Genomic DNA, 26,043 nt, shown 5'->3' on the forward strand with positions numbered 1-26,043 from the left:
CTTATTTCGTGTGTCAGTTGAGGGTGGCCACTCCCTGATCGAGGGGTGGGCGGGCACCGCGTCCGTGCCCTGCGTGACGGATGGCCGCCGCGCGGGGAGGTACGGACGCCGGGCGCGCCGCACACGCGCCCTGAGCCCCGGATGAGGGGTGTAACGAACCTTTCTACCGGACGGCCACGGGCACCGACGAGTCGGATACGTCACCCCAGCGTTCAAAATCCCAACAACCAGGACGTAACAGCCGAATCGGGGAACGATCTTTCCTTGCTGTTAACGGCCCCTTCCGCTTGACGAGCAGGCGCACCCAGGTACACCCCGGGGCCGCCGCGGGACCGGCCGCCCTCCTCGCGGGCCGCCGGCTGTCCGTATGGCGAGACCGCCCGGGAAGCCGCGCCGGCTTCCCGTTGATCGTTTCCGGGCGGAAACACAAGGGGTATATGGCCCGAAGACACCGGCGCTCGTCCGTTATCCGATTTTGACCTGCGCAGCAGTCCGGATGGCGGAGTCCTGGTGGCAGGATTCCGTCACCAACGAGGTCGCGATGCCCGAAGGCGTGTGCCCGACCCCTGCCCGTTGTCTACCCGTCGCCTGCCCTACGTCTGCCAGTCGTCTGCCCGTCGTCTCCCTGTCACCGGCATTTCCCCATCCGCAGGAGGAATCAGCATGACCGCAAGCACCACCAGCCGCGCGGCTGCCGGCAGGTCCCGTACGGCCGTGGCCGCCGTGGCCGCGGTCACCCTCGCCGGATCGCTGCTGCTCAGCGGCTGCGGGGACCAGACGGACGCGGCGATAGCCAGGCGCGAGGCGCAGAAGAACCGCAACACCAACGCCCCCCTCTTCAAACTCCTCCCCAAGGACATCCAGGAAAAGGGCCTGATACAGGTCGGCTCGGACATCACATACAAGCCGGTCGAATTCCGCCGCAACGGCGGCGTCGTCGGCATCGATCCCGATCTCGCCGCCGCGCTCGGCAAGGAGCTGGGCGTCAAGCTCAACTTCAACAACGCCACCTTCGACACCCTCATGGGCGGCATGAAGTCCAAGCGCTACGACATCGCGATGTCGGCGATGACGGACACCAAGGAGCGCCAGCAGGGCATCGACAGCTCCACCGGCAAGAAGATCGGTGAGGGCGTCGACTTCATCGACTACCTCGACGTCGGTGTCTCCCTCTACACGCAGAAGGGCAAGACCCAGGGCATCGACGGCTGGGAGGCCCTGTGCGGCAAGAAGATCGCGGTACAGCGCGGCACCGTCTCGCACGACCTGGCCAAGGACCAGTCGAAGAAGTGCGTGGCCAACGGCGAGGACCAGATCTCCATCGAGGCGTACGACAACGACTCCGAGGCGCAGACCCGGCTGCGTACCGGCGGTGTGCAGGCGGTCTCCAGCGACTACCCGGTCGCGGCGTACGCGGTGAAGGTCTCCGGCGGCGGCAAGGACTTCGAGATGGTCGGCGGGGCACCGGTCAAGGCGGCCCCGTACGGCATCGCCGTCCCCAAGGACAGGGCCGCGCTGCGTGACGCGCTCAAGGCGGCCCTGGAGAGGGTGATCAAGAGCGGGTCGTACCGGGAGGTCCTCAAGAAGTGGGACGTCAAGGACGCCGCGGTCAAGGAAGTGAAGATCAACGGCGGCGCCTGACCCCCGTCACGTCACCCTCCCCTTCCGTACGCGCTCTCCCGTACGGGCTCCTCTCCGTACGCCGTACGCCCTACAGGCCCGTACGCCCCGTACGTCCGCGAACGCTGAAAGGCCACACCCGTGTCAGTAGACATCGACAAGCCGGCGGTGCCGCCCACGGACGCCCCGCCGCCACCGCCCGGGCCCATCAAGGCCATACCCGTGCGCCACTACGGGCGCTGGGTCGCCGCGCTGGTGGTCCTCGGCCTGCTCGCCCTGCTCGTACGGGCCTTCGCCACCGGCAAGGTCAACTGGGGCGCCATCCCCGACTACTTGTTCAACGCCGACATCCTCAAGGGCCTGGGCAACACCCTGCTGATCACCGTGCTGTCGATGGTGATCGGTGTCGTCCTCGGTGTGGTCCTGGCGGTGATGCGGCAGTCGAAGAACCCGGTGACCTCGACCGTCGCGTGGTTCTACATCTGGTTCTTCCGCGGTACGCCGGTCTACGTCCAGCTCTTCCTGTGGTTCAACCTCGGCCTGGTCTTCCAGTACATCGACATCATGCCGATCTACAAGGACGAGTGGTCGGACTTCATGACCCCGTTCCTGTGCGCCCTGCTGGGCCTGGGCCTGAACGAGGCCGCGTACATGGCGGAGATCTGCCGGGCCGGTCTGAACGCCGTCGACGAGGGCCAGACCGAGGCGGCGCACGCGCTGGGCATGAGCCACGGCAAGACGCTGCGCCGGATCATCGTCCCGCAGGCGATGCGGGTGATCGTGCCGCCCACCGGCAACGAGGTCATCAACATGCTCAAGACCTCCTCCCTGGTCATCGCCGTCCAGTACTACGACCTCCTCCAGGCCGCGCAGAACGTGGGACGCGACTCGGGTGTGGTCGTGGAGATGCTGATCCTGGCCGCCGTCTGGTACCTGATCGCCACCAGCGTGCTGAGCGTGGGCCAGTACTACCTGGAGCGCCACTACGCCCGCGGCGCCAGCCGCCAGTTGCCGCCCACCCCGCTCCAGCGCGTCCGCGCCAGGCTGTCCGGCGGCGCCGACCGCCCCTCGACCGGAGGTGCCGCATGACCGAGCCCGCATCCCCCCGCAAGTCCGCGTCCACGGACAAGCCGACGTCCGCGGACAAGCCGACGTCTGCCGCCAAGCCCGCGTCCACCCGAAAGCCGGCCGCCGCCGTCCCCATGGTCAAGGCCGAAGGCGTCCACAAGTCCTTCGGCTCGGCGCACATCCTCAAGGGCATCGACCTGGAGGTCGCCCCCAAGGAGGTCTTCTGCCTGATCGGCCCGTCCGGCTCCGGCAAGTCGACCTTCCTGCGCTGTATCAACCACCTGGAGAAGGTCAACGCGGGCCGGCTCTCGGTCGACGGCGAGCTGGTCGGCTACCGCGAGAAGGACGGCAGGCTGTACGAGCTGCGCGACCGCGAGGTCGCCGCCCGCCGGCGCGACATCGGCATGGTCTTCCAGCGCTTCAACCTCTTCCCGCACATGACGGCGGTGGAGAACATCATGGAGGCGCCGGTCCAGGTCAAGGGCGAGTCCAAGGCGTCGGCGCGGGCCCGCGCGCTGAAGCTGCTGGACCGGGTGGGCCTGGCCGACAAGGCCGGCAACTACCCCTCCCAGCTCTCCGGCGGCCAGCAGCAGCGGGTGGCCATCGCCCGCGCGCTGGCGATGGAACCGAAGCTGATGCTCTTCGACGAGCCGACCTCGGCCCTGGACCCGGAGCTGGTCGGTGACGTCCTGGACGTCATGCGCGACCTGGCCGCCGACGGCATGACCATGATCGTCGTGACCCACGAGATGGGGTTCGCGCGGGAGGTCGGCGACTCCGTCGTCTTCATGGACGACGGGGTGGTCGTCGAGGCCGGCCACCCGCGGGAGGTGCTCACCAACCCGCAGCACGAGCGCACCAGGTCCTTCCTGTCCAAGGTGCTCTGACCCGCGCACGGGGAGAAGCGCGAAGAAGGCGGTACGGAGGCGCGGCCACGCCCCGTACCGCCTTCACGCGCTCCAGGCCCCGGCCCCGCCCTCGCCCCCTCCCTCTCCCCCGTCACCCATTCAGCACACACACCCCTGAACGGGTGACAACCCGACCCCCATACGCGCCTCGCCCAGGTGGAGCCGCCTGCGGACGTCAACACAGTCGACGTCAAAATAGGACCCGGTCGGCATATCCAGCCCAACCGTAATACCCTCGAACCAACAAGACCCATTACCCGCCGCTTCACCCGCCTCGTTACGACAGCAGCCCGCCCCGCAAAAGGACGACAAGTGGAACTGGCCTACTACTCGGACTACGCCGTTCAGCTCGTCAACACCGAGCAGCCCGAGCGCGGCACCGACACCCTGACCTCGATCGAGGCGGTACGCGCCCTGTTCGGCGAGTCCAAGCAGGCCGGCCGCCGGGCCACGGAGAGCGACCTGACCCGGCTGCGGGCCGTACGGTCACGGATGCGCGCCGTCTTCGAGGCAGCCGACTCCGGCGACGAGGTACGCGCCGTGGACCTGCTCAACGCGCTGCTGATGGAGTTCCCGGTCAGCCCGCAGATCTCCGGCCACGAGCTGCGGGACGAGGACGGCCGCCCCAAGTGGCACCTGCACATCGCCGACCACGCGTCCAACGCCACCGCCGGCTACACCGCCACCGCCGCCATGGGCCTGGCCTTCCACCTCACCGAGCTGGGCGTGGACCGGCTCGGCATCTGCCGGGCGCGCCCCTGCCGCAACGCCTACCTCGACACCTCCACCAACCGCTCCCGGCGCTACTGCTCCGACCGCTGCGCCACCCGCGCCAACGTCGCCGCCTACCGCGCCCGCAAACGCCTGGAGAGCGACCGGTCGGCCCGTACGGACCTGACGGCCGACACCGCCCACGCCAGCACGCCGCCCAGCGAGCGCTGAACCTCCCGCGGCGGGCGCAGCCGCACCCATGCGCGGGCGACGACCAGTTCGTCGGGCACCGTCCCGAACTCCCGGCTGTCGTTCTCCACGAACGGGTTGTCACCCAGCACCCACCAGCCGCCGTCACGGCGCTCCACGGCCCGCTTGACGATCAGCAGATCCTGCCGGAAGGGATGCCGCAGCACGACCACGTCACCCGGTCGTACCACCGCTCCGTACTGGACCACGAGCCGGTCGCCGGGCCGCAGGGTCGGCACCATCGACGGGTTGTAGACCTCGGCCAGCCCGAACGCGCGCAGCAGCCCGCGCCGCTCACGCTCGTGCTCCTCCTCACCCTGCCCCGGCCCCCGCTCATCCACCCGCTCCGGCATCCACCACACCTCCCGCTCCGTACGCCGGTCCGTTCCCCGGTCGCATCCGCTCCCCGGTCCATCCTCCACCAGTCCCAGCCTGGCACCGGACTTTTGCCCTAGGACCCCCGGGGCACCCGAGAAAAGGCTTCCCGTACCGAGTAATCTCGCACCTGAGAAGACGATCACGAGGAGGACTGCACATGCTTTCCCGCCTGTTCGCCCCCAAGGTGAAGGTCAGCGCCCACTGCGACCTGCCGTGCGGCGTATACGACCCGGCCCAGGCCCGCATCGAGGCCGAGTCGGTCAAGGCCGTCCAGGAGAAGTACCAGGCCAACGAGGACGCGGACTTCCGCACCCGGGCCGTCCTGATCAAGGAACAGCGCGCGGAGCTGGCCAAGCACCACGTCTCGGTGCTGTGGAGCGACTACTTCAAGCCCCCGCACTTCGAGAAGTACCCGGAGCTCCACCAGCTCGTCAACGACACCCTCAAGGCCCTCAGCGCCGCCAAGGCCTCCAACGACCCCGCCACGGGCCAGAAGGCACTGGACTACATCGCCCAGATCGACAAGATCTTCTGGGAGACGAAGAAGGCCTGACCTTCGCCCTTACAGCCCGGCCTGCAATTCCCCGCACGTCCGGCCGCTGCCCCGCACCCGGCCTCCACCCCGCCGCATACGGCGGCCGTGGGGGCCGGGTGTCGTCTTTGCCGGGCGCCTCCGGGGGTCCGGGCCGGCTGCGCGCTGCGCTCGGCGAGGGCCGGAGCCGGCTCAGGGGGCGGGGTCAGTGCCAGGCCGTCCATAGGGCGGCGTAGGGGCCGGGTCGGGTCAGGAGGTGGGTGTGGGGGCCCAGCTCGGCCAGGTGGCCGTTTTCGAGGACGGCGATGCGGTCGGCGTCGTGGGCGGTGTGCAGCCGGTGGGCGATGGCGATGACCGTACGGCCCTTGAGCACCGCCGCCAGGGCGCGTTCGGTGTGCCGGGCCGTCGTCGGGTCCAGGAGGGCGGTGGCCTCGTCCAGGATGACGGTGTGCGGGTCCGCCAGGACGACCCGGGCCAGGGCCAGTTGCTGGGCGTGGGCGCCGTTCAGAGGGTGGGCGCGGGGGCCGAGTTCGGTGTCCAGGCCGTGGGGCAGGGCGTCGTACCAGTCGGCGCCCACGGCCAGGAGGGCCGCGCGCAGGGCGGGGTCGGTGGCGTCCGGGGCGGCGATCAGCAGGTTGTCGCGGACCGTGCCGAGGAAGACGTGGTGTTCCTGGCTGACGAGGACGACCTGCCGGCGCAATTGTTCGGGGTGGAGGCCGGCGAGGGGGACGCCGCCGACGGTGACGGTGCCGCTGGTCGGGTGGTCGATGCCGGCCAGGAGGCGGCCCAGGGTGGACTTTCCCGCTCCGGAGGGCCCGACCAGGGCGAGCCGTTCGCCGGGCCGCACCGTCAGGCTGATGCCGTGCAGGACCTCCGGGCCGCCGTCGTAGGAGAAGGTCACCTCGGTTGCTTCGATGCCGTCGGAGGCGGAGGCGGAGGCGGGGGCGGGGTGCGCGGTTTTCTGTACGGGGGCCGGGGTGGCGGTGTCCCGTACGGGCTGGTCCGGGGCCAGGCCCTCGATGCGGGCGAATGCGGCGGCGGTGCTCTGCAGTTGCTCGGCCCACAGCAGGATCGCGTCCAGCGGCTCCGGGAGCTGGCGCAGGTACAGGGCGCAGGTGATGACTGCGCCCAGGCTCACCAGGCCGTTCGCCTGGAGGAGGCCGCCGAGCAGGAGGGTGAGGACCACCGGGAGGGCGTAGGAGACGTCCACGGCCGGGAGCAGGACGCTGCGCAGGGAGAGGGTGCGGGTGCGGGCGGTGCGGCTGGATTCCAGCGCCTGGTCGCAGGCGGCGACGCGGCGCTTGTGGAGGCCGAACGCCTCGACCGTACGGGCACCGGCGGCGGTGGCCGTGAGCACCTCCGCCAGCGCCGAGTCGGTCGCCGCCTCCGTCAGGTAGGCGGTCCGGGCGCGGCGCAGGTACCAGCGGGTGGCCCAGCACATCCCGGCCAGGCCGAGCAGCGCGCAGCCGCCGAGGACCGGGCTGACGACGAAGACGGCGATCAGCAGGAAGAGGGCCTGGAGCAGGGCGACGAACACGTCCGGCGCGGCGTCGCGCAGGGTCGCGCCGACGGCGGCGACGTCGGAGGTGCCACGGGCCATCAGGTCGCCCGTACCGGCCCGCTCCACCACCGAGGCGGGCAGCGCCAGGGCCCGGTCGGCCAGTTGCTCGCGGACTCGGGCGGTGGTGCGCTCGCCGAAGCGGTACGCGAGGTGGCGGGCCCAGCGGGTCAGCAGGAGCTGGGTGAGTGCGGCGGCCAGGATGACCAGCGCCGGCCCGTCCACGGCGGCGACGCCGGCCCCGGCCTTGACGTCGTCGACGATCCGGCCGAGCAGCCAGGGGCCGGCCAGGCCGACGCCGGCGGCCAGCGCGTTCAGGGCGATGACGGCGGCGAACATCCGGCCGTCGCGGCGGATCAGCCCGGCCGCGGCCCGGCGTACCCGGGGCGGCTCCGCCACCGGCAGTCCCGCCGTCATCGGGTGGCTCCTCGGGGAGTGTTCGGTGCGCGTGACGCGTGCGGCCCGGGCGACTCCTGCGCCTCATCTGACTCGTCTGGCTCGTCCTGCTCATGCGGCTCGTACGGTTCTTCCGGCTCATCCGACTCGCCTGGCTCGTACGGTTCATCCGGATCGTACGGCTCGTCCGGCTCACCCGAACCGCGGGAGACCAGGGCGCGGTAGCCCGGCTCGGTCCGCAGCAGTTCGCGGTGGGTGCCGGTGGCGGTCACCCGGCCGTCCGTCAGACAGCACACGACGTCCGCCTGCTCCAGCAGCAGCGGCGAGGTGGTGGTGACCAGGGTGGTACGGCCGGGCCGGGCGGCGCGCAGTCGGCGGGCGACTGCGGCCTCGGTGTGGGCGTCGACCGCCGAGGTGGGTTCGACCAGCATCAGCACCTCCGGGTCGGCGTACAGCGCACGGGCCAGGCGTACGCGCTGACGCTGCCCGCCGGAGAGGTTGCGGCCCTGCGCGTCGATCGCCGAGCCGAGCCCGTCGGGGAGTCCTTGGAGGACGTCCTGGGCGACGGCGGCCCGTACGGCGCGGGCGATCAGCTCGTCGTCCGGTCGCCGCCGCCCGGCGATCACCTCCCGCAGCGGGCCGGCGAACAGGTCGGCCTCGTTGTCGGCGACGAGGATCCGCTCGCGTATGTGAGGGGGAGGGACGGTGTCGAGCGGTCTCCCGCCCCAGGTGGCGGCCGACGCGGTGAACCGGCCGAGCCGGTCGACCACGGCGACCGCCTCCGCGGGCCGGGCGGCGACCAGCGCGGTCAGCCGGCCGGGCAGCACCTCCAGGCCGGATTCCGGGTCGCGGAGGACGGCGGGCCGGGACGGGGCCGGGGCGCCGGCCGGGGCGGCGTTCCCGGTGGCCGGCCCGCTGCCACTGCCGGCACCGGCACCGTCCGGCTCCAGGTTCAGGAAGCGTACGACCCGGCCGGCCGACACCAGCCCGCGGCTGATGTCGTGTCCGCCCTCGATGAAGAACGTCACGGGGACGACGAGGACGGCGGCATAGCCGTACACGGAGACCAACTCACCGACCGTCAGCTCTCCTTGAGCTGCCATCCGGGCGGCCAGCCAGGTCACCGCGGCGAGGAAGAGCACCGGCAGTCCGGTGCCCAGCGCCTGGATCCAGCTCGTCACGGCCCCGACGCGGTACCCCTCCGCCCGCAGCGCCTGGGAGGCGCGCCGGTACCGCTCGCCGAACAGGGCCTTCCCGCCGAGGCCGTTGAGGACGCGCAGTCCGCCGACGATGTCACCGAGGCGTGCGGTGAGCGCGCTCTGCTGTTCCCGGTACGCCGAGGCCGCGCCGTGCAGCCGTCCCAGCAGCGGGCCGACCAGCACGGCCAGCAGCGGCACGCCCAGCAGCACCACCACGGCCAGCAGCGGCGAGACGGACACCAGCAGCACGGCCACCAGGCAGTACGCCAGCACCGCGCCAACACCCGGACTGGTGATGGTCAGGGTCCGGCCGATCAGCGCGGCGTCGGCGATGCCGATGGTGGCGACCTCACCGGCGGCGGCCTTGCGGGGCAGTGCCGCCCCCAGCCGGGTGGCGTGCACGACCACCGTCCGGACCGTACGGAACATGGCGTCCATACGGACCCTCGTCATGACGCGGTGCCGCATGACGGCGAGCCAGGCGTTCAGCAGCCCGACCGCGAGCAGCGCCGCGGACCATCCGGCCAGGGCGGCGCCGTCCCCCTTGACCAGGCCGTCGTCGATCGCGCGGGAGAGCAGGTACGGGGGCAGCATCAGCGCGGCCATCCAGGCGCTGCCCAGCAGCGCGCCGACGGCGACCCGGCCGCGCTGCGCGGTGACCACCCACCACAGGTAGCGCGCGGCACTGCGGTGGTCCGGGACCCCGGGTCCCGGACCGGACCCGGCGTCACCGGTATCGGTATCAATGTCGGTGCCGGTATCGGGGTCGGTGTCGGTATCGGGGTCGATACGGATGTCGGTGCCGGCGTCGGAGGGTCCTACGGTTCCCAAGAGTCACCTTCCGTGCGGCTGTGGACGACGAGTGATCGTCACCAGCGTATGGCGGTGAAGTCGATCGGCCGTGGGCGCATGCGCCGGGTGCGGGCGGCCAACTCGCTCAGGCGGCGGCTCATTTCGTCGGCGGGCAGGCACTTGCGGTCGCCGTGGCCCGGGAGCACCCAGGAGAAGCGGATCCGGCCGGCGGTACGGGTCAAGGAGGCGGCCAGTTCCTCGATGGAGTACCACGTCACGCTCTCGGCCACGCAGAGGTCCGCCAGGGCGCGGGACCAGTAGAAGCTGTCTCCGCTGAAGCAGTAGCGGTCATCGGCGAGGTAGAGGACGCTGCCGCGGGTGTGGCCGGGGAGCGGGTGGGCGGTGACCCCTTCGGCGATCCGCCGCGGCTCGGTGCCGCGCAGGACGTGGTCGGCGTCCGGGGCGGCGTCCAGGTCGCCTTCGTGGATCCACAGCCGGGCGCCGAACCGGTCGGCGTAGCGGCGGCCGTGCGCCGCGTGGTCCCGGTGGGTGAGCAGTACGTCGGTCACCGGGCCGAGCGCCTCGTACCGGACGGCCAGGGCCTCGCTCCAGCGCGGGGTGTCGATCATCATCTGGGTGCCGGAGGGGCGGCGCAGGAGGTAGGAGTTGGCGCCCGCGGTGTGCGGCGAGTTGTGACCGCAGTGCAGGACCGATTCGCCTTCGCCCAGGGACAGCGGGAACGGATCCAGGGCGGGATCGGTACGGCCGCCGGCGCGGCGGATGGAACGGGTGTGGCAGGAGTACGCGGCGGCGTACAGCATCCGGGACTCGGCCGCGTCGCGCGGGGCGCGCAGGACACGCGACCGGCCGTCGGCCTCGTCGATCAGTCCGGGGGCGAACTGCCGGGCGACGTCGCAGTTCGTACAGCGGTCGTCCACGTACCAGCCGTCGGTGGCGGATTCCATGTCCACGGAGGAGCCGGTGAGTTCGGCGGGTCCGGCGGGTTCGGCGCGCTCGTCGGTCATGACAGGTCTCCCTTGTGAGCTGGGCTTCCGAGAGGTCCGGAAGCATCAGGATTTCCTTTGGGAGGAAAAAGCGGAAGGGGGGCAGGTTCTTGTGATTGCGCGGAGCCGGCGCTCTTCCGGTAACCGATATGCACCATACGAATACATTTGCTGCTTCTCGGTGTTCAAGAGCATGAGTGACTGCATGAACGCCGGAATGTGTTGCCGCGGCACCGCCCAGGTGTTCTGATGGGTGCCCGTGACAGCGACAACGACTCCGCCCTCCCCCGGCGGGGGCACCGCCGGCGCGATCGATGCGGTGTTCAGGATCGAATGGCCGCGGCTGGTCGCAGGGTTGACGGGCCTCGTACGGGACGTGGGGCTGGCCGAGGAACTGGCGCAGGACGCGCTCGTCACCGCGCTGGAGCGGTGGCCCGCGTCCGGCGTACCGGACCGGCCGGGCGCCTGGCTCATGGCCACCGCCAAGCACCGCGCGATCGACGTACTGCGCCGCCAGGAGCGGCTGACCCGCAAGGTCGAGGCCCTCGGCCACGAGACGGCGACCCGGCAGCCATCCGCGGAGGAGGAGTTCCAGGCGGTCGCGGATCGCGGCGGGATCGAGGACGACCTGCTGCGGCTGGTGTTCATCACCTGTCACCCCGTGCTGTCCACCGAGGCGCGGGTCGCGCTGACGCTGCGGCTCCTGGGCGGCCTGACCACCGAGGAGATCGCGCGGGCGTTCCTGGTCGCCGGGCCGACGGTCGCCCAAAGGATCGTCCGGGCCAAGAAGTCCCTGGCCAGGGCGCGGGTCCCCTTCGAGGTGCCGGAGCCGGCGGAGCTCGCCGGGCGGCTGGCATCCGTACTGGAAGTGGTCTACCTGGTGTTCAACGAGGGATATTCGGCGACGGCCGGGGAGGACTGGATACGGCCGGCACTGTGCGAGGAGGCGCTGCGGCTGGGACGGGTGCTGGCCGGGCTGATGCCCGAGGAGCCGGAGGTGCACGGCCTGGTCGCGCTGATGGAGATCCAGGCGTCCCGCTCGGCCGCCCGCACCGGACCGTCCGGCGAACCCGTACTGCTCCTGGAACAGAACCGGGCACGCTGGGACCCGCTGCTGATCCGCCGTGGGCTGGCTGCCCTGGACCGGGCCATGGAGCTGGGCGGCGGGACCGCCGGTCCGTACACCGTGCAGGCCGCGATCGCCGCCTGCCACGCCCGGGCCCGTACGGCCGAGGAGACGGACTGGCGGCGGATCGCGGCACTGTACGAAGCGCTGGCGCGGATCGGGCCGTCGCCCGTGGTGGAGCTGAACCGTGCCGTCGCGGTGGCGATGGCGTACGGACCGGGTCCGGCGCTGGACCTCGTGGACGCCCTGGCCGCCGAGCCGTCGCTGCGCGGCTACCACCTGCTCCCGAGCGTGCGCGGGGATCTGCTGGAGCGGCTGGAACGGTACGAGGAGGCGCGCGGGGAGTTCCTGCGCGCGGCGGCGCTCACGCGCAACGAGCGGGAGCGCACACTGCTCACGGAGCGCGCGCAGCGGTGCGGGCGCGGGGCGCACGGCGAGGGCGGGGCCCACGGCGACTGACAGCGCAGCGAGTAGTTCGGTCCTGATCCGCCGGACAGGCCCGCAGACGGTGTACGCACTCCTAGGCGGACGGCACGCACTCGTCGGCGTACCTCGCACGACGCACTCGTACGGCGTGTGGAGCCCGCCGCGTCCCCGCTCGGGGTGTCAGAGCAGTCGTGCCGCCCGGGCCTGGAGGTAGCGGCGTTCGGGGAGGCTGAGCGTGCGGCCGGCGGCCAGCGCGTAGGCGGCGCGGGCCGCTTCGCGGTCGCCCGTCATGTCCAGGAGGTGGGCGCGTACGGCTTCCAGCCGGTGGCCCGCGTCCAGCCGCTCGTCGTCCTGCAGCGCCTCCAGCGCCTCCAGGCCGGCCCGCGGCCCGTGCACCATCGCCACCGCCACGGCGCGGTTCAGACGGACCACGGGGCCCGGCGAGAGGCGTTCCAGGACCCCGTACAGGGCCAGGATCTGGGGCCAGTCGGTGTCCTCGGCGGTGGCGGCCTCGTCGTGGACGGCGGCGATGGCGGCCTGGACCTGGTACGGGCCGGGCTGCGGCCGGTGCGGGCACCGTGGCGCACGGCAGGACAGCGCGGCGGTGACCAGGGCGACGCCCTCCTCGATGGACTTCCGGTCCCAGCGGGCGCGGTCCTGTTCGGCGAGCGGGATCAGGGAGCCGTCCTCGCCGGTGCGGGCCGGGCGGCGGGCGTCGGTGAGCAGCATCAGGGCCAGCAGGCCCGTGACCTCGCAGTCCTCCGGGAGGAGCCCGTGCAGCACCCGGGTGAGCCGGATGGCCTCCTGGGACAGCTCGGCACGCTGGAGGCTGCTGCCCGAGGTCGCCGTATGGCCCTCGTTGAAGATCAGGTACAGCACTTTCAGTACGGCCGCCAGGCGCGCGAGGCGCTGGTCCGGCGCGGGCTGCCGGAAGCGGGCGCCGGACGCCTTCACGCGCTGCTTGGCGCGGCTGATCCTCTGGGCCATCGTCGCCTCGGGCACCAGATACGCCCGGGCGATCTCGGCGGTGGTCAGCCCGCCGACGGCCCGCAGGGTGAGCGCTACCTGGGACGCCGGGGAGAGGGCGGGGTGGCAGCACAGGAACAGCAGCGTGAGGGTGTCGTCCTGCGACGGCGCGCGGCTCTCGCCGGGCGCGGGGGCGCGGAACGCGTCGCGCGGGGTCAGCGCGGCGGCCGTCTCCTCGCGCCGTCGGCGTGCCTCCTCGGCGCGCAGCGCGTCGGTCAGCCGGCGGGCGGCGACCCTGATGAGCCAGCCCCGCGGGTTGTCCGGCGGGCCCGACGCGGGCCACTGCACCGCCGCGGCGAGCAGCGCTTCCTGTACGGCGTCCTCGGCGGCGTCGAAGTGCCCGTACCGCCGTACGAGCGCGCCGAGGACCTGCGGCACCATGCCCCGCGGCAGATCCTCGACACCACCCCAGGAATCGCCGGCCGTGCTGCCGGCACCCGCATCGCGGTTCGTGTCCGTGCCACGGCTCACGTCAGTACCGCGATTCACATCTCGTTCCCGCACGCTTCCGGGATCGGCCGGATCACCACCGGGTAGTTCGGGACCCCCTTCGGCACCGGGCACTGATGTACCCGGGCGGCGATCGCGGTGGCCCGTTCGATGTTCTCGCAGTCCAGCACCCAGTACCCGGCCAGGACTTCCTTGGACTCCCCGTACGGCCCGTCGGAGATCACCGGCGTACCGTCCTCGGCGGCGGTGACCAGCCGGGCCTGCGCGGGCTCGGACAGCCCCTGGGCGTCGACGAGTTCGCCCGACTCCGCGAGGTCGTCGTTCACGGCCCCCATGAAGTCGAACATCGCCTTGAGGTCGTGCTCGGTCCACACCGGCCCGCCCCCGCCGCTTCCACCGCTCCCACCGCGGCCGTCCATCGCCTCGTAGTCGCTCTGTTTGCCCAGCACCATCAGCATGTACTTCATCGGACCTCACTCCTTGCCTTGCCCTTGTCGTTCCGGGGACCGTTGGCCGGTTGCCGCAGCTTCCGCGGTCCTTCGCAGGAGTCCTTCGCAGGGGACGTCGGAGCGGGCAGCCCGTTCTCGACAGGGGTCGGTGAGCCAATCGCGCGCGGTTCCGTGATGCCGTGCCAGGATCCCAGAACAGCGCGCGCGGAGGGGCCCTCAGGGCGCGGAGGGGCCCTGCGATCTCACGGCGTGACGGCCGTCATCACGGCGTCGCCCCCGGTGCTCGGCAGCGGCAGCGGCAGCGCCCCGTCGTGCCGTACGAGCCACTGGCGGTAGGCGGCGCTCGCCCAGGCCACCTCCATGTACGCGGCGACGAGGTCGGCGAAGAGCGCGTCGGCCGTGGCCGTCTCCAGGGCCCCCGGGCGGTAGGCCATGAACAGCCGTACCGCCAGCGGATCGCCGCGCAGCGGGCGGATGGCCATGCCGTGCCGGGGGCGCGAGGTGGGCTGACAGGGAGTGACGACCTCGCCCGCCGCGACCAGGTCACCGGCGGTGAGGTAGTCGCCGTGCACGACCCGGGGGTTGAGCCCGGCCGCCGTGAAGACGCGGCGCAGCCCCTCCCACTCCCCGTCCACCGACGGATCGACCATCCACTGGTCGGCGGCGAGATCGGCGAGGTCCACCACCGCTCGCGCCGCGGCCGGGTGGGTGACCGGCAGGGCCATGAACTGCGGCTCGCGGCGGATCAGTTCCCTCTCGACGAGCCCGTCGGGGACGCGCAGCGGCGCGCCGTGGACCTCGTGCACGAAGGCGACGTCGAGCTGTCCCGCCACGACCATCCGGAGCAGCGCCCCGGCGGAGACGTCGATACGGATGGCGGTGTCGGTCTCGGGGAACCGCAGCCGCAGCCGGCGCAGCCAGCCGGGGACGGCCCGGTTGCTGGTGCCGCCGATGCGCAGCCGCGCGCCTTGGGCCCGTACGGAGGCGGCGGCCACCTCCTCCACCAGGGCCCGCATGTCGGCCACTATCGGGCGGGCCCGGCACAGGACCGTGTGGCCCAGCGGGGTGGGCCGGCTGCCCGTACGTTCGCGGAAGAAGAGCTGGCCGCCCAGCGCGTTCTCGATGCGGCGGAGCTGGGTCGTCAGGGACGGCTGGGTCATGCCGAGCTGCCGCGCCGCTTTGCGCACGCTGCCGGTCTCGGCGATGGCGCACAGCGCGCGTAGGTGCCTCACCTCAAGCTCCACGGCGGGAGCATAACGATGATCACACACGTCACACCAGACTCTTGGGACGCCCAAGTGTTCGCTTTTCTCGCCAGAATTACCGCCGCGAAGCGGGACAGTGCGGGGCATGTCCCCGCGCCCGTGTTCCCTTCCCGTTCCCCTATCTGTTGTGCACCGCTGTTCCGCGGCCGGGGCGCGGGATCGCATCCGGTGCGCCGGAGCGCGGTCAGGGTGCGGGCCACTCCCCCGTGAGAGCGCTGTCCGCCTCGCCGTCGACGACCTGCCGGGCCACGTCCGGCAGCGGCAGCCCACGGCTACGCGCGTACGAGCACAAGGCGGTGAACGCCTCGTCCGTCGAGATCCGCCGGCGCTCGGCGAGGATGCCCTTGGCCTGCTCGATGACGATGCGGGAGGCGAGATCGGTACGGAGCCGGGTCCGTTCGGCGCGGCTCCGTTCCAGGCTGTGCTGCTGGAGCACGATCAGCGCGGCCATATCGGCCAGCGCCCGGGCGAGTTCGGTGGCCTCGGCACCGAGCGGGACGGCCCGGTCCGAGTAGAGGCTCAGGGCACCGACGGTGATCTCGTGCCGCCGCAGCGGTACGGCGTGCGCCATGACGAAGCCGGCTCCCCTGGCCCGTACGGTGAAACGGGGCCAGCGGGCCGCGGTGTCCGTAGCCCGCAGGTCGATGTCGGTCATGGCCCGGCCGGAGAGACAGCAGTCCACGCCGGGGCTCTGGGCGCTCTCCTGCACGAACAGTTCCAGCCGCCGGGTGACATCGTCGGAGGCGGTGACGGTCCCGCACTTCCCGTTGGCGTCCAGGAGCAGGAAACCGGCCGAGGTGACGTGCAGCATGTGGATGGAGCGGACGGAGAGCCGCTGGAGGAAGGCGGCGAGGTCGAAGTCCTCCAGCGGCCCGCCCGCCGCTCGTGTGAAGACCTCGCCCCGTTGTCGGTGTCGGGCCATTGCGATCATCCCCTCAAGCCCCCAAGTCCCCAAGCGCGTTCGCGGGGCCGGACTCAGCCTCTTTTCCGTCGCCAACGCCTGGCTACCATGCCCGTGCGGTGCCGCCAAGGGGGGGCAGCAGTGCCTCAACCCCGTACGGAGGCGTGTCAAGCCCGGACCGCGGTGCGTCAAACCCGTACGGCGTGTCAAGCCCGGACCGCGCCCTTTCAGCCCCAGAGCGCCCGTGCCAGCGCGGCACCGATGAACACCGCGCCCAGACCCCCCGTCACACTGGCCACAACGTTGGCCACGGCCTGGCCGCGCGCTCCGCCCTCGGCCATCCGCAGCGTCTCGTAGGAGAAGGTGGAGTACGTCGTCAGCGCACCGCACAGGCCCGTGCCCAGGAGCAGCAGGGCGTGGGAGGACGCGGCACCGGCCGTCACCGCGCCGGTGACCAGCCCCAGGACGAGACAGCCGGCCACGTTGGCGGTGAAGGTCCCCCAGGGGAAGACGGTGTGGTGGCGCGACTGCACGAAGCGGTCGGTCAGGAAGCGCAGCGGCGCGCCGACCACGGCCCCGGCCACCACCAGCAGCCAGTTCACCGGCACCCCTGTCCCTCGGCGGCCCGGGGCTCCTTCTCCCCGGGCCGGTGCTCCTTCTCCCCGGCCCGGTGTCCCCTTTCCCCGGGCCGGGGCGCCCCCTCCGCCCGTTGCGCCTGCCACCGGCCGGGCGGCAGCAGGCGCCGGGTGAGGGCCGAGGCGCACCACACCGCGGCCAGCGCGGCGAGCGGGGTCGCCACCAGGCAGGCCAGGCCCGGGGCCGCGCGGGGCAGCTCCAGCAGATGCCGGACGTCCAGGGCGTACGTCGAGAAGGTGGTGAAGCCGCCGAGGACTCCGGTGCCCAGGAAAGGGCGCGCCAGCCGGTGCGCCGGCCCGCGCTCGGTGACCAGCACCATCAGGGCGCCCATGAGGGCGCAGCCGATGACGTTGACCGCCAGGGTGGTCCAGGGGAAGCCGTCGGTGGCCTGGGGCCAGATCAGGGAGGCCGCGTAGCGGGCGGCGGCGCCGATGCCGCCGCCGGCCGAGACGGCGGCGATCACCGCTCCCTGGCCGTGCCACGGCGGCGGCTGCCGGCGGGCGGGCACCGCGGCGTCGCCGGGCGCGCCGACGCGTTCTTCGACGCCGGGCGCGGAAGCTCCTGTGGGCATGTGGGGCATACGTCTCCTACTCGCGCGGGCACGCGGCACGTCCGCTCTCGCAAGCAGGGACCGTTGGCGGCCACGGCACCGCGGTTCGGGGACGGCGGGCCCCACCGCCGTACGGCGGCCTCAATGGCCACCGCATCCCCCAGGCTAACCCGGAGGATTTCATTTGACACCCGCAAACATGGGATGTTCCCATCACCGGCGGAATCAGCGGAATCACCGAGGAGGACGGCGACCGATGCCGCTGCACAGCACCACCCGTACGAGTCTTGTGGACCTGGTCATCGAGCAGATGGAACGGCTGATCGCCGAAGGCGAGTGGCCGGTCGGGACGAAGATCCCCGCCGAGCCGCTGCTCGTGGAACAGCTCGGCGTCGGCCGCAACACCGTCCGCGAGGCCGTACGCGCCCTGGTGCACACCGGGATGCTGGAACCCCGCCAGGGGGACGGCACCTACGTGCGCGCCGGCAGCGGCTTCGGCGCCGCCGTGCAGCGCAGACTGCGCCGGGCGGCACAACTGGAGGCGTACGAGGTCCGGGCCTCCCTGGAACGCGATGCCGCCCGCTATGCCGCGCAGCGCCGTACGGAAGAGGACCTGCGGGCGCTGCGAGCGGCGCTGGAGGACCGCGGGCACGCGTGGAGGAGCGGCGAGGTGAACGCGTTCATCGACGCGGACATGGCCTTCCACCGCACCGTCGCCGCCGCGGCGCACAACAGCGTCCTGGCCGAGCTGTACGAACACCTCGGTGACGCGCTGCGGACCACCCTCCAGGCGGTCGTCGGCTCTCCCGTACCCGATTCCGTACGCCATCAATGCGACGCGCACCGCGCCCTGGTCGACGCCATCGAGGCCCGGGACGCCGACGGGGCGGAGCGGATCGCGCTGGCGCACCTCGCCGAGGGGATGGCGGCGCTGCGCGCGTCGTGCCCGCCTTCCGGAGGCGACGCGCCGGCGGACGACCTGACCGCGGATGCCGCGCCGGCCGGTGCCGCGGCGACCGCCGACGCCCGCCCCGGCCCAGGAAGCTCAGGAGCACTCCATGCGTGATGACGCCCCGGCCGCCACGGAGCGGACCCCGGCGGGTACGGAAGAGACCCCGGCCGCCGGGGAACAGACCCTGGCCGCCGCCGGACAGGCCCCTGCCGGAGCGCGGGCCGAAGGCGGCGCCCGGAACGGCGTCACCGGCCGTCGCGCCCTCGTCCTCGGCCTCGGCGTCGTCCTCCTCGCGCTGAACCTGCGGCCCGCGCTCGTCGCCGTCTCCCCGCTCGCCGACACCATCCGCGACGACAGCGGGATGTCGGCCGCCGCCACCAGCCTGCTCACCGCGCTCCCTCTGCTGTGCTTCGGGCTGCTGGCCCCCGTCGCGCCGCGGCTGGGCCGCCGCCTGGGGACCGAGCGCTCCCTGTTGGGCACCATGGCGCTGATCTGCGCGGGTACCGCGCTGCGCCTGCTCCACCCGGTGGCCGCGCTGTTCGCCGGCACGGTCGTGATCGGCGCCGGCATAGCCGTCGCCAACGTCCTGCTGCCCGGCCTGATCAAGCGCGACTTCCCGGCGAAGGCCGGGCTGATGACCGGCCTGTACTCGATGTCGCTGTTCGGCGGCGCCGCGCTCGCCGCCGGTGTGACCGTGCCCGTACAGCAGGCGGCCGGGCTGAGCTGGCAGGCCACGCTGGCCTGCTGGGGGTCCCTGGCGGTCCTGGCGCTGGTGGTGTGGCTGCCGCAGACCCGCTCCCGTACGAGGACGGGTGAAGCCGGTGAGGTCGGTAAGGCCGGTGAGACCGGTGCGGCGGGTGAGACCGGTGCGTCCGGCGGGACCGGTGCAGCCGGTTCCGGCACCGCGCGGCAGGCGGCCTCTCCCGTACGCGGCCTGTGGCGCTCCCCGCTGGCCTGGCAGGTCACCGGCTACATGGGCCTGCAGTCGCTCAGCTACTACGCGGCGGCGGCCTGGCTGCCCACCCTGCTCCAGGACGCCGGGATGAGCGCGGGAGACGCGGGCTGGATGCTCTCCTTCTCCTCCCTCCTGGGCATCACGGGCTCCTTCCTGGCCCCGGTCGCCGTGGGCGGAAAGCTGCGCGCGGGGTGCTGGCCGCGCTCGGCGCGCTGCTGTGCGCGCTGGGCTTCGCCGGGCTGCTGCTGGCGCCGGCCGGCGGCGCGTACCTGTGGATGACGCTGCTCGGCCTCGGCCAGGGCGCCGCCATCAGCCTCGCCCTGCTGTTCATCGTCCAGCGCGCGCCCGACGCCCGGCACACCGCCCAGCTCTCCGGCATGGCCCAGTGCTTCGGTTACGTCCTGGCCGCCACCGGCCCGGCCGTACTGGGCACCGTCCACGACGCCTCGGGCGGCTGGACGGTCCCGCTGACCGTTTTGCTGGTCCTGCTGGTCCCCCAGGTCGCGCTCGGCTTCGGCGCGGCCCGCGACCGGCATGTGGCGGCAACCGCCGCCTGCGCCCCGCCCGGCTAGGCGACTGCCTGGGCATACTGGGCGACGCACCCGTTCGTAGGAGTCGCCGTGTCGATGATCAGCAATCTCCGCAAGGCGGTCCGGCTGCCGCAGCAGCGCAGCCGGGGTGTCGACCTCAGCCACCCGGCGCGCTCGCCGCTGGGCACCGCGGTGGTCAACTGCGCGGTGTACGTGGACGGCGTACGGCAGGAGGGCGACCACCCGGCGCAGGACGCGATCCGCCGCGTACGGGAGAGCGGCAGCGGCTTCGTGTGGATCGGGCTGCACGAGCCGTCGGAGAAGGAGTTCGCCGGCGTCGTCGAACTGTTCGGCCTGCACCCGCTCGCCGTCGAGGACGCCGTCCACGCCCACCAGCGGCCGAAACTGGAGCGCTACGACGGCTCGCTGTTCACCGTCTTCAAGACCGTCCGCTACGTCGAACACGACCGGCTCACCGACACCAGCGAGGTCGTGGAGACCGGCGAGATCATGGTGTTCACCGGCGCCGACTTCGTGATCACGGTCCGGCACGGCGGGCACGGCTCCCTGGGCCCGCTGCGCGAACACCTGGAGTCCGTACCGGAACAGCTCGCCATGGGGCCGTCGGCCGTGCTGCACGCCATCGCCGACCTGGTCGTGGACGACTATCTGGACGTGGCCGCCGCCGTCCAGGACGACATCGACGACGTCGAGAGCGAGGTCTTCTCCGACGGCGGGCGCGGGCGGGCCGGCGCCGGACGGATCTACCAGCTCAAGCGCGAACTCCTCGAACTGCGGCGCGCGGTGGCCCCGCTGGACCGCCCCCTGCAGGCCCTGTCCACCCAGCCCATGGCCCTGGTGGACCCGCACATCCAGACCTATTTCCGGGACGTCGCCGACCACCTGGCCCGCGTCACCGAGCAGATCACCGCCTTCGACGACCTGCTGAACTCGATACTCCAGGCCCACCTCGCACAGGTCACCGTGGCCCAGAACGAGGACATGCGCCGTATCAGCGCCTGGGTCGCGATCCTGGCCGTACCGACGATGGCGTGCGGCGTGTACGGCATGAACTTCGACCACATGCCCGAGAAGCACTGGACCTACGGCTACCCGCTGCTGATGCTCCTGGTCGCCGTCATCTGCGTACTCATCCACCGCGGCTTCAAGCGCAACGGCTGGCTGTAACGCGCCGGCGCGCTGCGCCCCTCCCTTCGCCTCCCTTCACCCCTTTCTTCGCCTCTCCCTTCGGCCCCTCCCCTTCACCCTTTCGCCTTCTCTTCTCTCTTCGTCTCTCCTGCCCCTGGTCACGCACTGCCTCGCGACGGGTGGCATGGATACCCCTGGGGGGTATACAGTTCCCTACATGGACGACGCCAGGAGCGGCAGTCGGGCCGGCCACGCCTCGCATTCAGCCCCGTCCGTGTCCCCGTTCCGTATCCACGCCCGTACACCCTCAGCACACGAAGGAGCAGCAGCGATGACCACCACGATCGACGGCAACCGGGTGGAGCTGGAGATCGGCGGGATGACCTGCGCCTCCTGCGCGGCCCGTATCGAGAAGAAGCTCAACCGGATGGAAGGCGTGACGGCCACCGTCAACTACGCCACCGAGAAGGCGAAGGTCGAATGGGAGGAGGAGGCCGGGATCGGCGTCGAGGACCTGATCGCCACGGTCGAGAAGACCGGCTACACCGCCGCCGTCCCCACTCCGCCGCCCCCTCCCGACCCGGCCACGGGCGCGGGCGCTTCCGCCGGCACCGGCACGGACGCCGAGGCGGGGACGGGGGCGGGTACGGACGCGAGTGCAGGCGGGCGTCCGGAATCGGATGTACGCACCCCCGGGCAGCCCGACGCCCTCGCCGCGCTCCGGCAGCGGCTGCTCGTCTCCCTGGCCCTGTCCGTCCCCGTCGTCCTGATGGCGATGGTCCCGGCACTCCAGTTCACCAACTGGCAGTGGCTGTCCCTGACCCTGGCCGCGCCGGTCGTCGCGTACGCCGCCTGGCCGTTCCACAAGGCCGCATGGACCAACCTGCGGCACGGCGCCGCCACGATGGACACGCTCATCTCGCTGGGCACCCTCGCCGCGTTCGGCTGGTCGCTGTGGGCCCTGTTCTTCGGTGACGCCGGCATGCCGGGCATGCGGCACCCCTTCGAGCTGACGATCGCCCGCAGCGACGGCAGCGGGAACATCTACCTGGAGGCGGCGGCCGGCGTCACCACGTTCATCCTGGCCGGGCGGTACTTCGAGACCCGTTCGAAGCGGAAGGCGGGCGCCGCGCTGCGGGCGCTGCTGGAGCTGGGCGCGAAAGACGTGGCGGTGCTGCGGGACGGCCGCGAAGTGCGGGTGCCCACCAGCCGGCTGGCGGTCGGTGACCGCTTCGTCGTACGGCCCGGGGAGAAGATCGCCACCGACGGCACGGTCCTGGAGGGCACCTCCGCCGTGGACGCGTCCATGCTGACCGGCGAGTCCGTTCCGGTCGAGGTGGTTCCCGGCGACCCGGTCACCGGCGCCACCGTCAACGCGGGCGGGAGGATCGTCGTCGAGGCCACCCGGATCGGCGCGGACACCCAGCTCGCCCGGATGGCCAAGCTGGTGGAGGACGCGCAGAACGGCAAGGCCGCGGCCCAGCGCCTGGCGGACCGTATCTCCGCCGTCTTCGTCCCGGTCGTCATCGCGCTCGCCGTCGCCACACTCGGCTACTGGCTCGCCAGCGGTGAGGGCCCGGTCGCCGCCTTCACCGCGGCGGTCGCCGTCCTGATCATCGCCTGCCCGTGCGCCCTGGGGCTGGCCACGCCCACCGCCCTGATGGTCGGTACGGGCCGCGGCGCCCAGCTCGGCATCCTCATCAAGGGGCCCGAGGTCCTGGAGTCCACCCGCGGTGTCGACACCATCGTCCTGGACAAGACCGGCACCGTCACCACCGGCGTGATGACCCTCACCGGCGTCCACCTGGCGGAGGGCGTGTCGACGGACGAGGCGCTGCGCCTGGCGGGCGCCCTGGAACACTCCTCCGAGCACCCCATCGCCCGCGCCATCGCCACCGCCGCCACCGAGCGTACGGGCACCCTGCCCACCCCCGAGGACTTCGCGAACGTCCCCGGCCTGGGCGTCCAGGGTGTCGTCGAGGGGCACGCCGTACTGGTCGGCCGCGAGAAGCTGCTCGCCGACTGGAGCCAGCCGCTGCCGCCCGAGCTGTCGCAAGCCAAGGCCGACGCCGAGTCCCAGGGCCGTACGGCCGTCACCGTGGGCTGGGACGGCGCGGCGCGGGCCGTACTGGTCGTCTCGGACGCCGTGAAGCCCACCAGCGCCGAGGCCGTGCGCCGGTTCCGGGCGCTGGGCCTGACCCCGGTCCTGTTGACCGGTGACAACAAGGCCGTCGCCGAGTCGGTCGCCTCGGAGGTCGGCATCGACCAGGTCATCGCCGAGGTGATGCCCGAGGACAAGGTGTCGGTCGTGAAGTCCCTCCAGGCCGAGGGCCGCTCGGTGGCGATGGTCGGCGACGGCGTCAACGACGCCGCCGCACTGGCCCAGGCCGACCTGGGCCTGGCGATGGGCACCGGCACCGACGCCGCCATAGAGGCCGGCGACCTCACCCTCGTACGAGGTGACCTGCGCGCCGCCGCGGACGCCATCCGCCTCTCCCGCAAGACCCTGGGCACGATCAAGACCAACCTGTTCTGGGCCTTCGGCTACAACGTCGCCGCCCTGCCGCTCGCCGCGGCCGGCATGCTCAACCCGATGATCGCCGGCGCCGCGATGGCCTTCTCCTCGGTCTTCGTCGTCGGCAACAGCCTCCGCCTGCGCCGCTTCACCCCACTCACCACCCAGCCCGCCTGATCCCCGGCATCCAACAGCACCTCCCGACAACGGGCCCCGACTCCTCCTGGTCGGGGCCCGCCGTCATGGGCAGGGCTCAAAAAACCGGGGGTCATGGGGGCACGGAGCCATGCGCCCCCGTGCCCCCGTGCCCTCATGACGTTGCGATCGTTGCGGTCCCCGCCCGGCCCGGGTTCATTCGATCCGGGCCGGGCCGAAGTCCGCCCGCCGAACAGCTCGTCCGTCCGCCGAACAGCCGATCCGCCCATCCGCCGATCAGCTCGACATGGCGGCGAACATGCCGGGCTCGTAGGAACCTCCCCGCTGGTGCACGATCACGGCGAGCCGGTTGGCCGCGTTGATCAGGGCGACCTGGGCGACCAACGCGGCGATCTGGTCGTCGTCGTAGTGCTTGCGCACCTGGGCCCAGGTCTCGTCGGACACGCCGAGGTGGGCGTCGGCGAGCCGGGTGCCCTCCTCGGCGAGCGCCAGCGCGGCCTGCTCGGCCTCGGTGAACACGGTGGACTCGCGCCAGGCGGCGACCAGGTGGAGCCGCAGCGCGGTCTCACCGGCGGCAGCGGCCTCCTTGGTGTGGAAGTCGATGCACCAGCCGCAGCCGTTGATCTGGCTGACGCGCAGCGACACCAGCTCCTGCGTGGAGGACGGCAGCGACGACTGCTGGATCAGCATGCCCGCGTTGGCGAACCGCTTGGCGAACTTGGTGGCGAACTCGTTCTCGAACATGTTGAATCGGGCGTTCATGACCTCGTCCTCACTTGTGGTGGTGCACTGACTGAACGAACACCAGATGCCGCCCACCCGCTCCGTGTGACGGGACTGCGATGTGACGTGCGCCACCGCTCGCCGGTGTCACAAAGCCGCGCGGACCGGCGTCTTGTGCGCGTGACACCGTCGAGAGAGAACACGCAGGAGCAGCCGGTGAACAGCGAGCACGCGCGGGACAGCGAGCACAGCGAACACACGCGGGACGGCGGGCGCGGCGAACACGCGCGGGACACGGCCGGACAGGTCGCCGACGACGGACGCGCGGACCCCGCCACCGAGGTGTTCATCGCCCACCGCAACCTGCTGTTCACGGTCGCCTACGAGATGCTCGGCTCGGCCGCCGACGCGGAGGACGTCCTGCAGGAGACCTGGCTGCGGTGGTCGGGTGTCGACCTCGGCACGGTACGGGACCAGCGCGCCTACCTCGTACGGATCACCACGCGCCAGGCGCTGAGCCGACTGCGTACGCTCGGCCGCCGCAAGGAGTCCTACGTCGGCTCCTGGCTGCCCGAGCCACTCCTCACCACGCCCGACGTGGCCGAGGACGTCGAACTGGCCGACAGCGTCTCGATGGCGATGCTGCTGGTGCTGGAAACACTCGCCCCGACCGAGCGGGCGGTGTTCGTGCTCCGCGAGGTGTTCGACCTCGGGTACGACGAGATCGCCGAAGCCGTCGAGAAGACCCCGGCCGCCGTCCGCCAGATCGCGCACCGGGCCCGGGCACACGTCGCGGCACGCCGGCCGCGCGGAGTCGTTTCCCCCACCGAGACCCGCGACGCGCTCGACGCCTTCCAACGGGCGGCCGACACAGGCGATCTGCAGTGCCTGCTCGACATCCTCGCGCCGGATGTCGTCTTCCTCGGTGACGGCGGCGGCATCAAGCAGGCCGTCCCGCGGCCCGTCGTCGGAGCCGACAAGGTGGCCCGTCTGCTGGCCGCCGGACTGGGCAGGATCGCCGCCATGGGATCGATGCAGCCGGTACAGGTCAACGGCTACCCCGCGCTGATCCTCCAGCTCGACGGCACGATCGACACCGTCGTGACGGTACGTGTCGACAACGGCCTCATCACCGGCCTCTACGCCGTACGCAACCCCGAGAAGCTCTCCCACATGCAGCAGGAAACCCCCCTGCGCCGCTGACCCCGAACCCAGAACAGCACCCCCGAATGCCTCCCCCACATCCAACCTTCGCCCCCTCCCCCTCCCCTCCCCCCACCTCCACCCCGCCCGTCCCTCCTCCCGGTGCGTCCCTATTCGCACCTGCCCCCTCCGCACCCCACGCGCACTCCCTTGCGTGTGTCCAGCTCACGTAACGAGCAGCGTCTTGCCGATGACCTCGCGGGCTTCCATCGCCGCATGTGCCTCCGCCGCCCGCTCCAGGGGCATGGTCTGTCCGATCACCGGCGTCAGCTCTCCCGCTGCCGCCCGCCTCAGGATCCGGGCGATCCATGCGGGGGCCGCCGCTGCGAAGCCGTAGAGCTGGTCCAGTCCGATCACCGTCACTCCGGGCCGGACAGCCCGTGCCGCCTGCGCGTCGGTCGCCGCACCGCCGGCGGCGCCGTGTACGGAGAACCGCCCGCCGTGCGCCACCACCCCGAGCGCGGCCCGGCCCGTCTCCCCTCCGACTCCGTCGAACACCACGTCGGGGCCCGCCCCGCCGGTGACCTCCCGTACACGCTCCGTCCAGCCCGGCGCCGAGTAAATCCACGGCCGCCTCGGCGCCCAGCTCCCGTATGAGTGCGAGCTTGCGCTCACC

Annotated in this window: 24 protein-coding genes; 12 read left to right on the forward strand and 12 right to left on the reverse strand. The window is 72.1% G+C overall.

Features of this window, described 5'->3' with window-relative positions; all coding sequences use genetic code 11:
* The first annotated feature begins 663 nt into the window (after positions 1-663).
* The 4 genes from KGS77_RS10800 (at position 664) to KGS77_RS10815 (ending at position 4,538) form a co-directional block, all read left to right on the forward strand.
* Complete coding sequence (locus tag KGS77_RS10800; protein WP_242580572.1) at positions 664-1,641, forward strand: ABC transporter substrate-binding protein; 978 nt, start codon at positions 664-666, stop codon at positions 1,639-1,641.
* 120 nt (positions 1,642-1,761) lie between these two features.
* Positions 1,762-2,709: an amino acid ABC transporter permease gene (locus tag KGS77_RS10805; RefSeq protein ID WP_242580574.1), complete on the forward strand. Its 948-nt coding sequence runs from the start codon at positions 1,762-1,764 to the stop codon at positions 2,707-2,709.
* 113 nt (positions 2,710-2,822) lie between these two features.
* Positions 2,823-3,575: an amino acid ABC transporter ATP-binding protein gene (locus KGS77_RS10810; RefSeq protein WP_242587408.1), complete on the forward strand. Its 753-nt coding sequence runs from the start codon at positions 2,823-2,825 to the stop codon at positions 3,573-3,575.
* 333 nt (positions 3,576-3,908) lie between these two features.
* Positions 3,909-4,538 carry a CGNR zinc finger domain-containing protein gene (locus KGS77_RS10815; protein ID WP_242580576.1) on the forward strand — a complete coding sequence of 210 codons (630 nt, stop codon included), beginning with the start codon at positions 3,909-3,911 and terminating at the stop codon, positions 4,536-4,538.
* Here KGS77_RS10815 and sodX read toward each other — a convergent pair.
* Complete coding sequence (gene sodX / locus KGS77_RS10820) at positions 4,442-4,909, reverse strand: nickel-type superoxide dismutase maturation protease (RefSeq protein ID WP_242587409.1); 468 nt, start codon at positions 4,907-4,909, stop codon at positions 4,442-4,444. The genes KGS77_RS10815 and sodX overlap by 97 nt on opposite strands.
* 182 nt (positions 4,910-5,091) lie before the next feature.
* Between sodX and sodN the strand changes: the two genes are divergently transcribed.
* Positions 5,092-5,487 (forward strand): superoxide dismutase, Ni, encoded by a 396-nt coding sequence (gene sodN, locus KGS77_RS10825; protein WP_242580578.1) that lies wholly within the window; start codon positions 5,092-5,094, stop codon positions 5,485-5,487.
* 184 nt (positions 5,488-5,671) lie between these two features.
* Here sodN and KGS77_RS10830 read toward each other — a convergent pair whose 3' ends face one another.
* The 3 genes from KGS77_RS10830 to KGS77_RS10840 form a co-directional block, all read right to left on the reverse strand.
* Positions 5,672-7,441, reverse strand: coding sequence for an ABC transporter ATP-binding protein (locus tag KGS77_RS10830; RefSeq protein ID WP_242580580.1), 1,770 nt, complete (start codon positions 7,439-7,441; stop codon positions 5,672-5,674).
* A complete protein-coding gene (locus KGS77_RS10835; RefSeq protein WP_242587410.1) occupies positions 7,438-9,225 on the reverse strand; it encodes an ABC transporter ATP-binding protein in 1,788 nt (595 codons plus the stop codon). The genes KGS77_RS10830 and KGS77_RS10835 overlap by 4 nt, the downstream gene beginning before the upstream one ends.
* Before the next feature lie 263 nt (positions 9,226-9,488).
* Positions 9,489-10,376 (reverse strand): MBL fold metallo-hydrolase, encoded by an 888-nt coding sequence (locus KGS77_RS10840; protein WP_242587411.1) that lies wholly within the window; start codon positions 10,374-10,376, stop codon positions 9,489-9,491.
* Between the two features lie 298 nt (positions 10,377-10,674).
* Between KGS77_RS10840 and KGS77_RS10845 the strand changes: the two genes are divergently transcribed.
* A complete protein-coding gene (locus KGS77_RS10845) occupies positions 10,675-12,000 on the forward strand; it encodes an RNA polymerase sigma factor (protein ID WP_242580582.1) in 1,326 nt (441 codons plus the stop codon).
* 147 nt (positions 12,001-12,147) lie between these two features.
* Here the strand turns inward: KGS77_RS10845 and KGS77_RS10850 are convergent, their stop codons facing one another.
* The 6 genes from KGS77_RS10850 to crcB (KGS77_RS10875) all read right to left on the reverse strand — a co-directional run bounded on the left by KGS77_RS10850 (position 12,148) and on the right by crcB (KGS77_RS10875) (position 17,265).
* Complete coding sequence (locus KGS77_RS10850; protein ID WP_242587412.1) at positions 12,148-13,374, reverse strand: sigma-70 family RNA polymerase sigma factor; 1,227 nt, start codon at positions 13,372-13,374, stop codon at positions 12,148-12,150.
* A 104-nt stretch (positions 13,375-13,478) separates the two neighbouring features.
* Positions 13,479-13,910, reverse strand: coding sequence for a YciI family protein (locus KGS77_RS10855; protein WP_242580583.1), 432 nt, complete (start codon positions 13,908-13,910; stop codon positions 13,479-13,481).
* Positions 13,911-14,134: 224 nt separating this feature from the next.
* Positions 14,135-15,136 carry a LysR family transcriptional regulator gene (locus KGS77_RS10860; RefSeq protein ID WP_242580584.1) on the reverse strand — a complete coding sequence of 334 codons (1,002 nt, stop codon included), beginning with the start codon at positions 15,134-15,136 and terminating at the stop codon, positions 14,135-14,137.
* Between the two features lie 205 nt (positions 15,137-15,341).
* A complete protein-coding gene (locus KGS77_RS10865) occupies positions 15,342-16,079 on the reverse strand; it encodes a GAF and ANTAR domain-containing protein (protein WP_242580585.1) in 738 nt (245 codons plus the stop codon).
* A gap of 206 nt (positions 16,080-16,285) precedes the next feature.
* Positions 16,286-16,660, reverse strand: coding sequence for a fluoride efflux transporter CrcB (gene crcB, locus KGS77_RS10870; protein ID WP_242580586.1), 375 nt, complete (start codon positions 16,658-16,660; stop codon positions 16,286-16,288).
* A complete protein-coding gene (crcB, locus tag KGS77_RS10875; RefSeq protein ID WP_242580587.1) occupies positions 16,657-17,265 on the reverse strand; it encodes a fluoride efflux transporter CrcB in 609 nt (202 codons plus the stop codon). The genes crcB (KGS77_RS10870) and crcB (KGS77_RS10875) overlap by 4 nt, the downstream gene beginning before the upstream one ends.
* A 235-nt stretch (positions 17,266-17,500) precedes the next feature.
* Here crcB (KGS77_RS10875) and KGS77_RS10880 point away from each other — a divergent pair, with 235 nt between their 5' ends.
* The 5 genes from KGS77_RS10880 to KGS77_RS10900 all read left to right on the forward strand — a co-directional run bounded on the left by KGS77_RS10880 (position 17,501) and on the right by KGS77_RS10900 (position 23,522).
* Positions 17,501-18,310 carry a FadR/GntR family transcriptional regulator gene (locus tag KGS77_RS10880; protein WP_242580588.1) on the forward strand — a complete coding sequence of 270 codons (810 nt, stop codon included), beginning with the start codon at positions 17,501-17,503 and terminating at the stop codon, positions 18,308-18,310.
* A complete protein-coding gene (locus tag KGS77_RS10885; protein ID WP_242580590.1) occupies positions 18,303-19,430 on the forward strand; it encodes an MFS transporter in 1,128 nt (375 codons plus the stop codon). The genes KGS77_RS10880 and KGS77_RS10885 overlap by 8 nt, the downstream gene beginning before the upstream one ends.
* Positions 19,343-19,723 (forward strand): hypothetical protein, encoded by a 381-nt coding sequence (locus KGS77_RS10890; RefSeq protein ID WP_242580592.1) that lies wholly within the window; start codon positions 19,343-19,345, stop codon positions 19,721-19,723. The genes KGS77_RS10885 and KGS77_RS10890 overlap by 88 nt, the downstream gene beginning before the upstream one ends.
* Positions 19,724-19,777: 54 nt before the next feature.
* Positions 19,778-20,869, forward strand: coding sequence for a magnesium and cobalt transport protein CorA (locus tag KGS77_RS10895; protein ID WP_242580593.1), 1,092 nt, complete (start codon positions 19,778-19,780; stop codon positions 20,867-20,869).
* Between the two features lie 292 nt (positions 20,870-21,161).
* Positions 21,162-23,522: a heavy metal translocating P-type ATPase gene (locus KGS77_RS10900; RefSeq protein ID WP_242580594.1), complete on the forward strand. Its 2,361-nt coding sequence runs from the start codon at positions 21,162-21,164 to the stop codon at positions 23,520-23,522.
* Between the two features lie 255 nt (positions 23,523-23,777).
* On the opposite strand, the gene KGS77_RS10905 is transcribed toward KGS77_RS10900, so the two are convergent.
* Positions 23,778-24,263: a carboxymuconolactone decarboxylase family protein gene (locus KGS77_RS10905; RefSeq protein ID WP_242580595.1), complete on the reverse strand. Its 486-nt coding sequence runs from the start codon at positions 24,261-24,263 to the stop codon at positions 23,778-23,780.
* A gap of 303 nt (positions 24,264-24,566) precedes the next feature.
* Between KGS77_RS10905 and KGS77_RS10910 the strand changes: the two genes are divergently transcribed.
* Complete coding sequence (locus KGS77_RS10910; protein WP_242587413.1) at positions 24,567-25,427, forward strand: RNA polymerase sigma-70 factor; 861 nt, start codon at positions 24,567-24,569, stop codon at positions 25,425-25,427.
* A gap of 165 nt (positions 25,428-25,592) precedes the next feature.
* Here the strand turns inward: KGS77_RS10910 and KGS77_RS34955 are convergent, their stop codons facing one another.
* Positions 25,593-26,042: a zinc-binding dehydrogenase gene (locus KGS77_RS34955; RefSeq protein ID WP_347404466.1), complete on the reverse strand. Its 450-nt coding sequence runs from the start codon at positions 26,040-26,042 to the stop codon at positions 25,593-25,595.
* Position 26,043 lies beyond the last annotated feature (1 nt).

This window comes from Streptomyces sp. MST-110588 (assembly GCF_022695595.1).
In the GTDB taxonomy this organism is placed as follows: domain Bacteria; phylum Actinomycetota; class Actinomycetes; order Streptomycetales; family Streptomycetaceae; genus Streptomyces.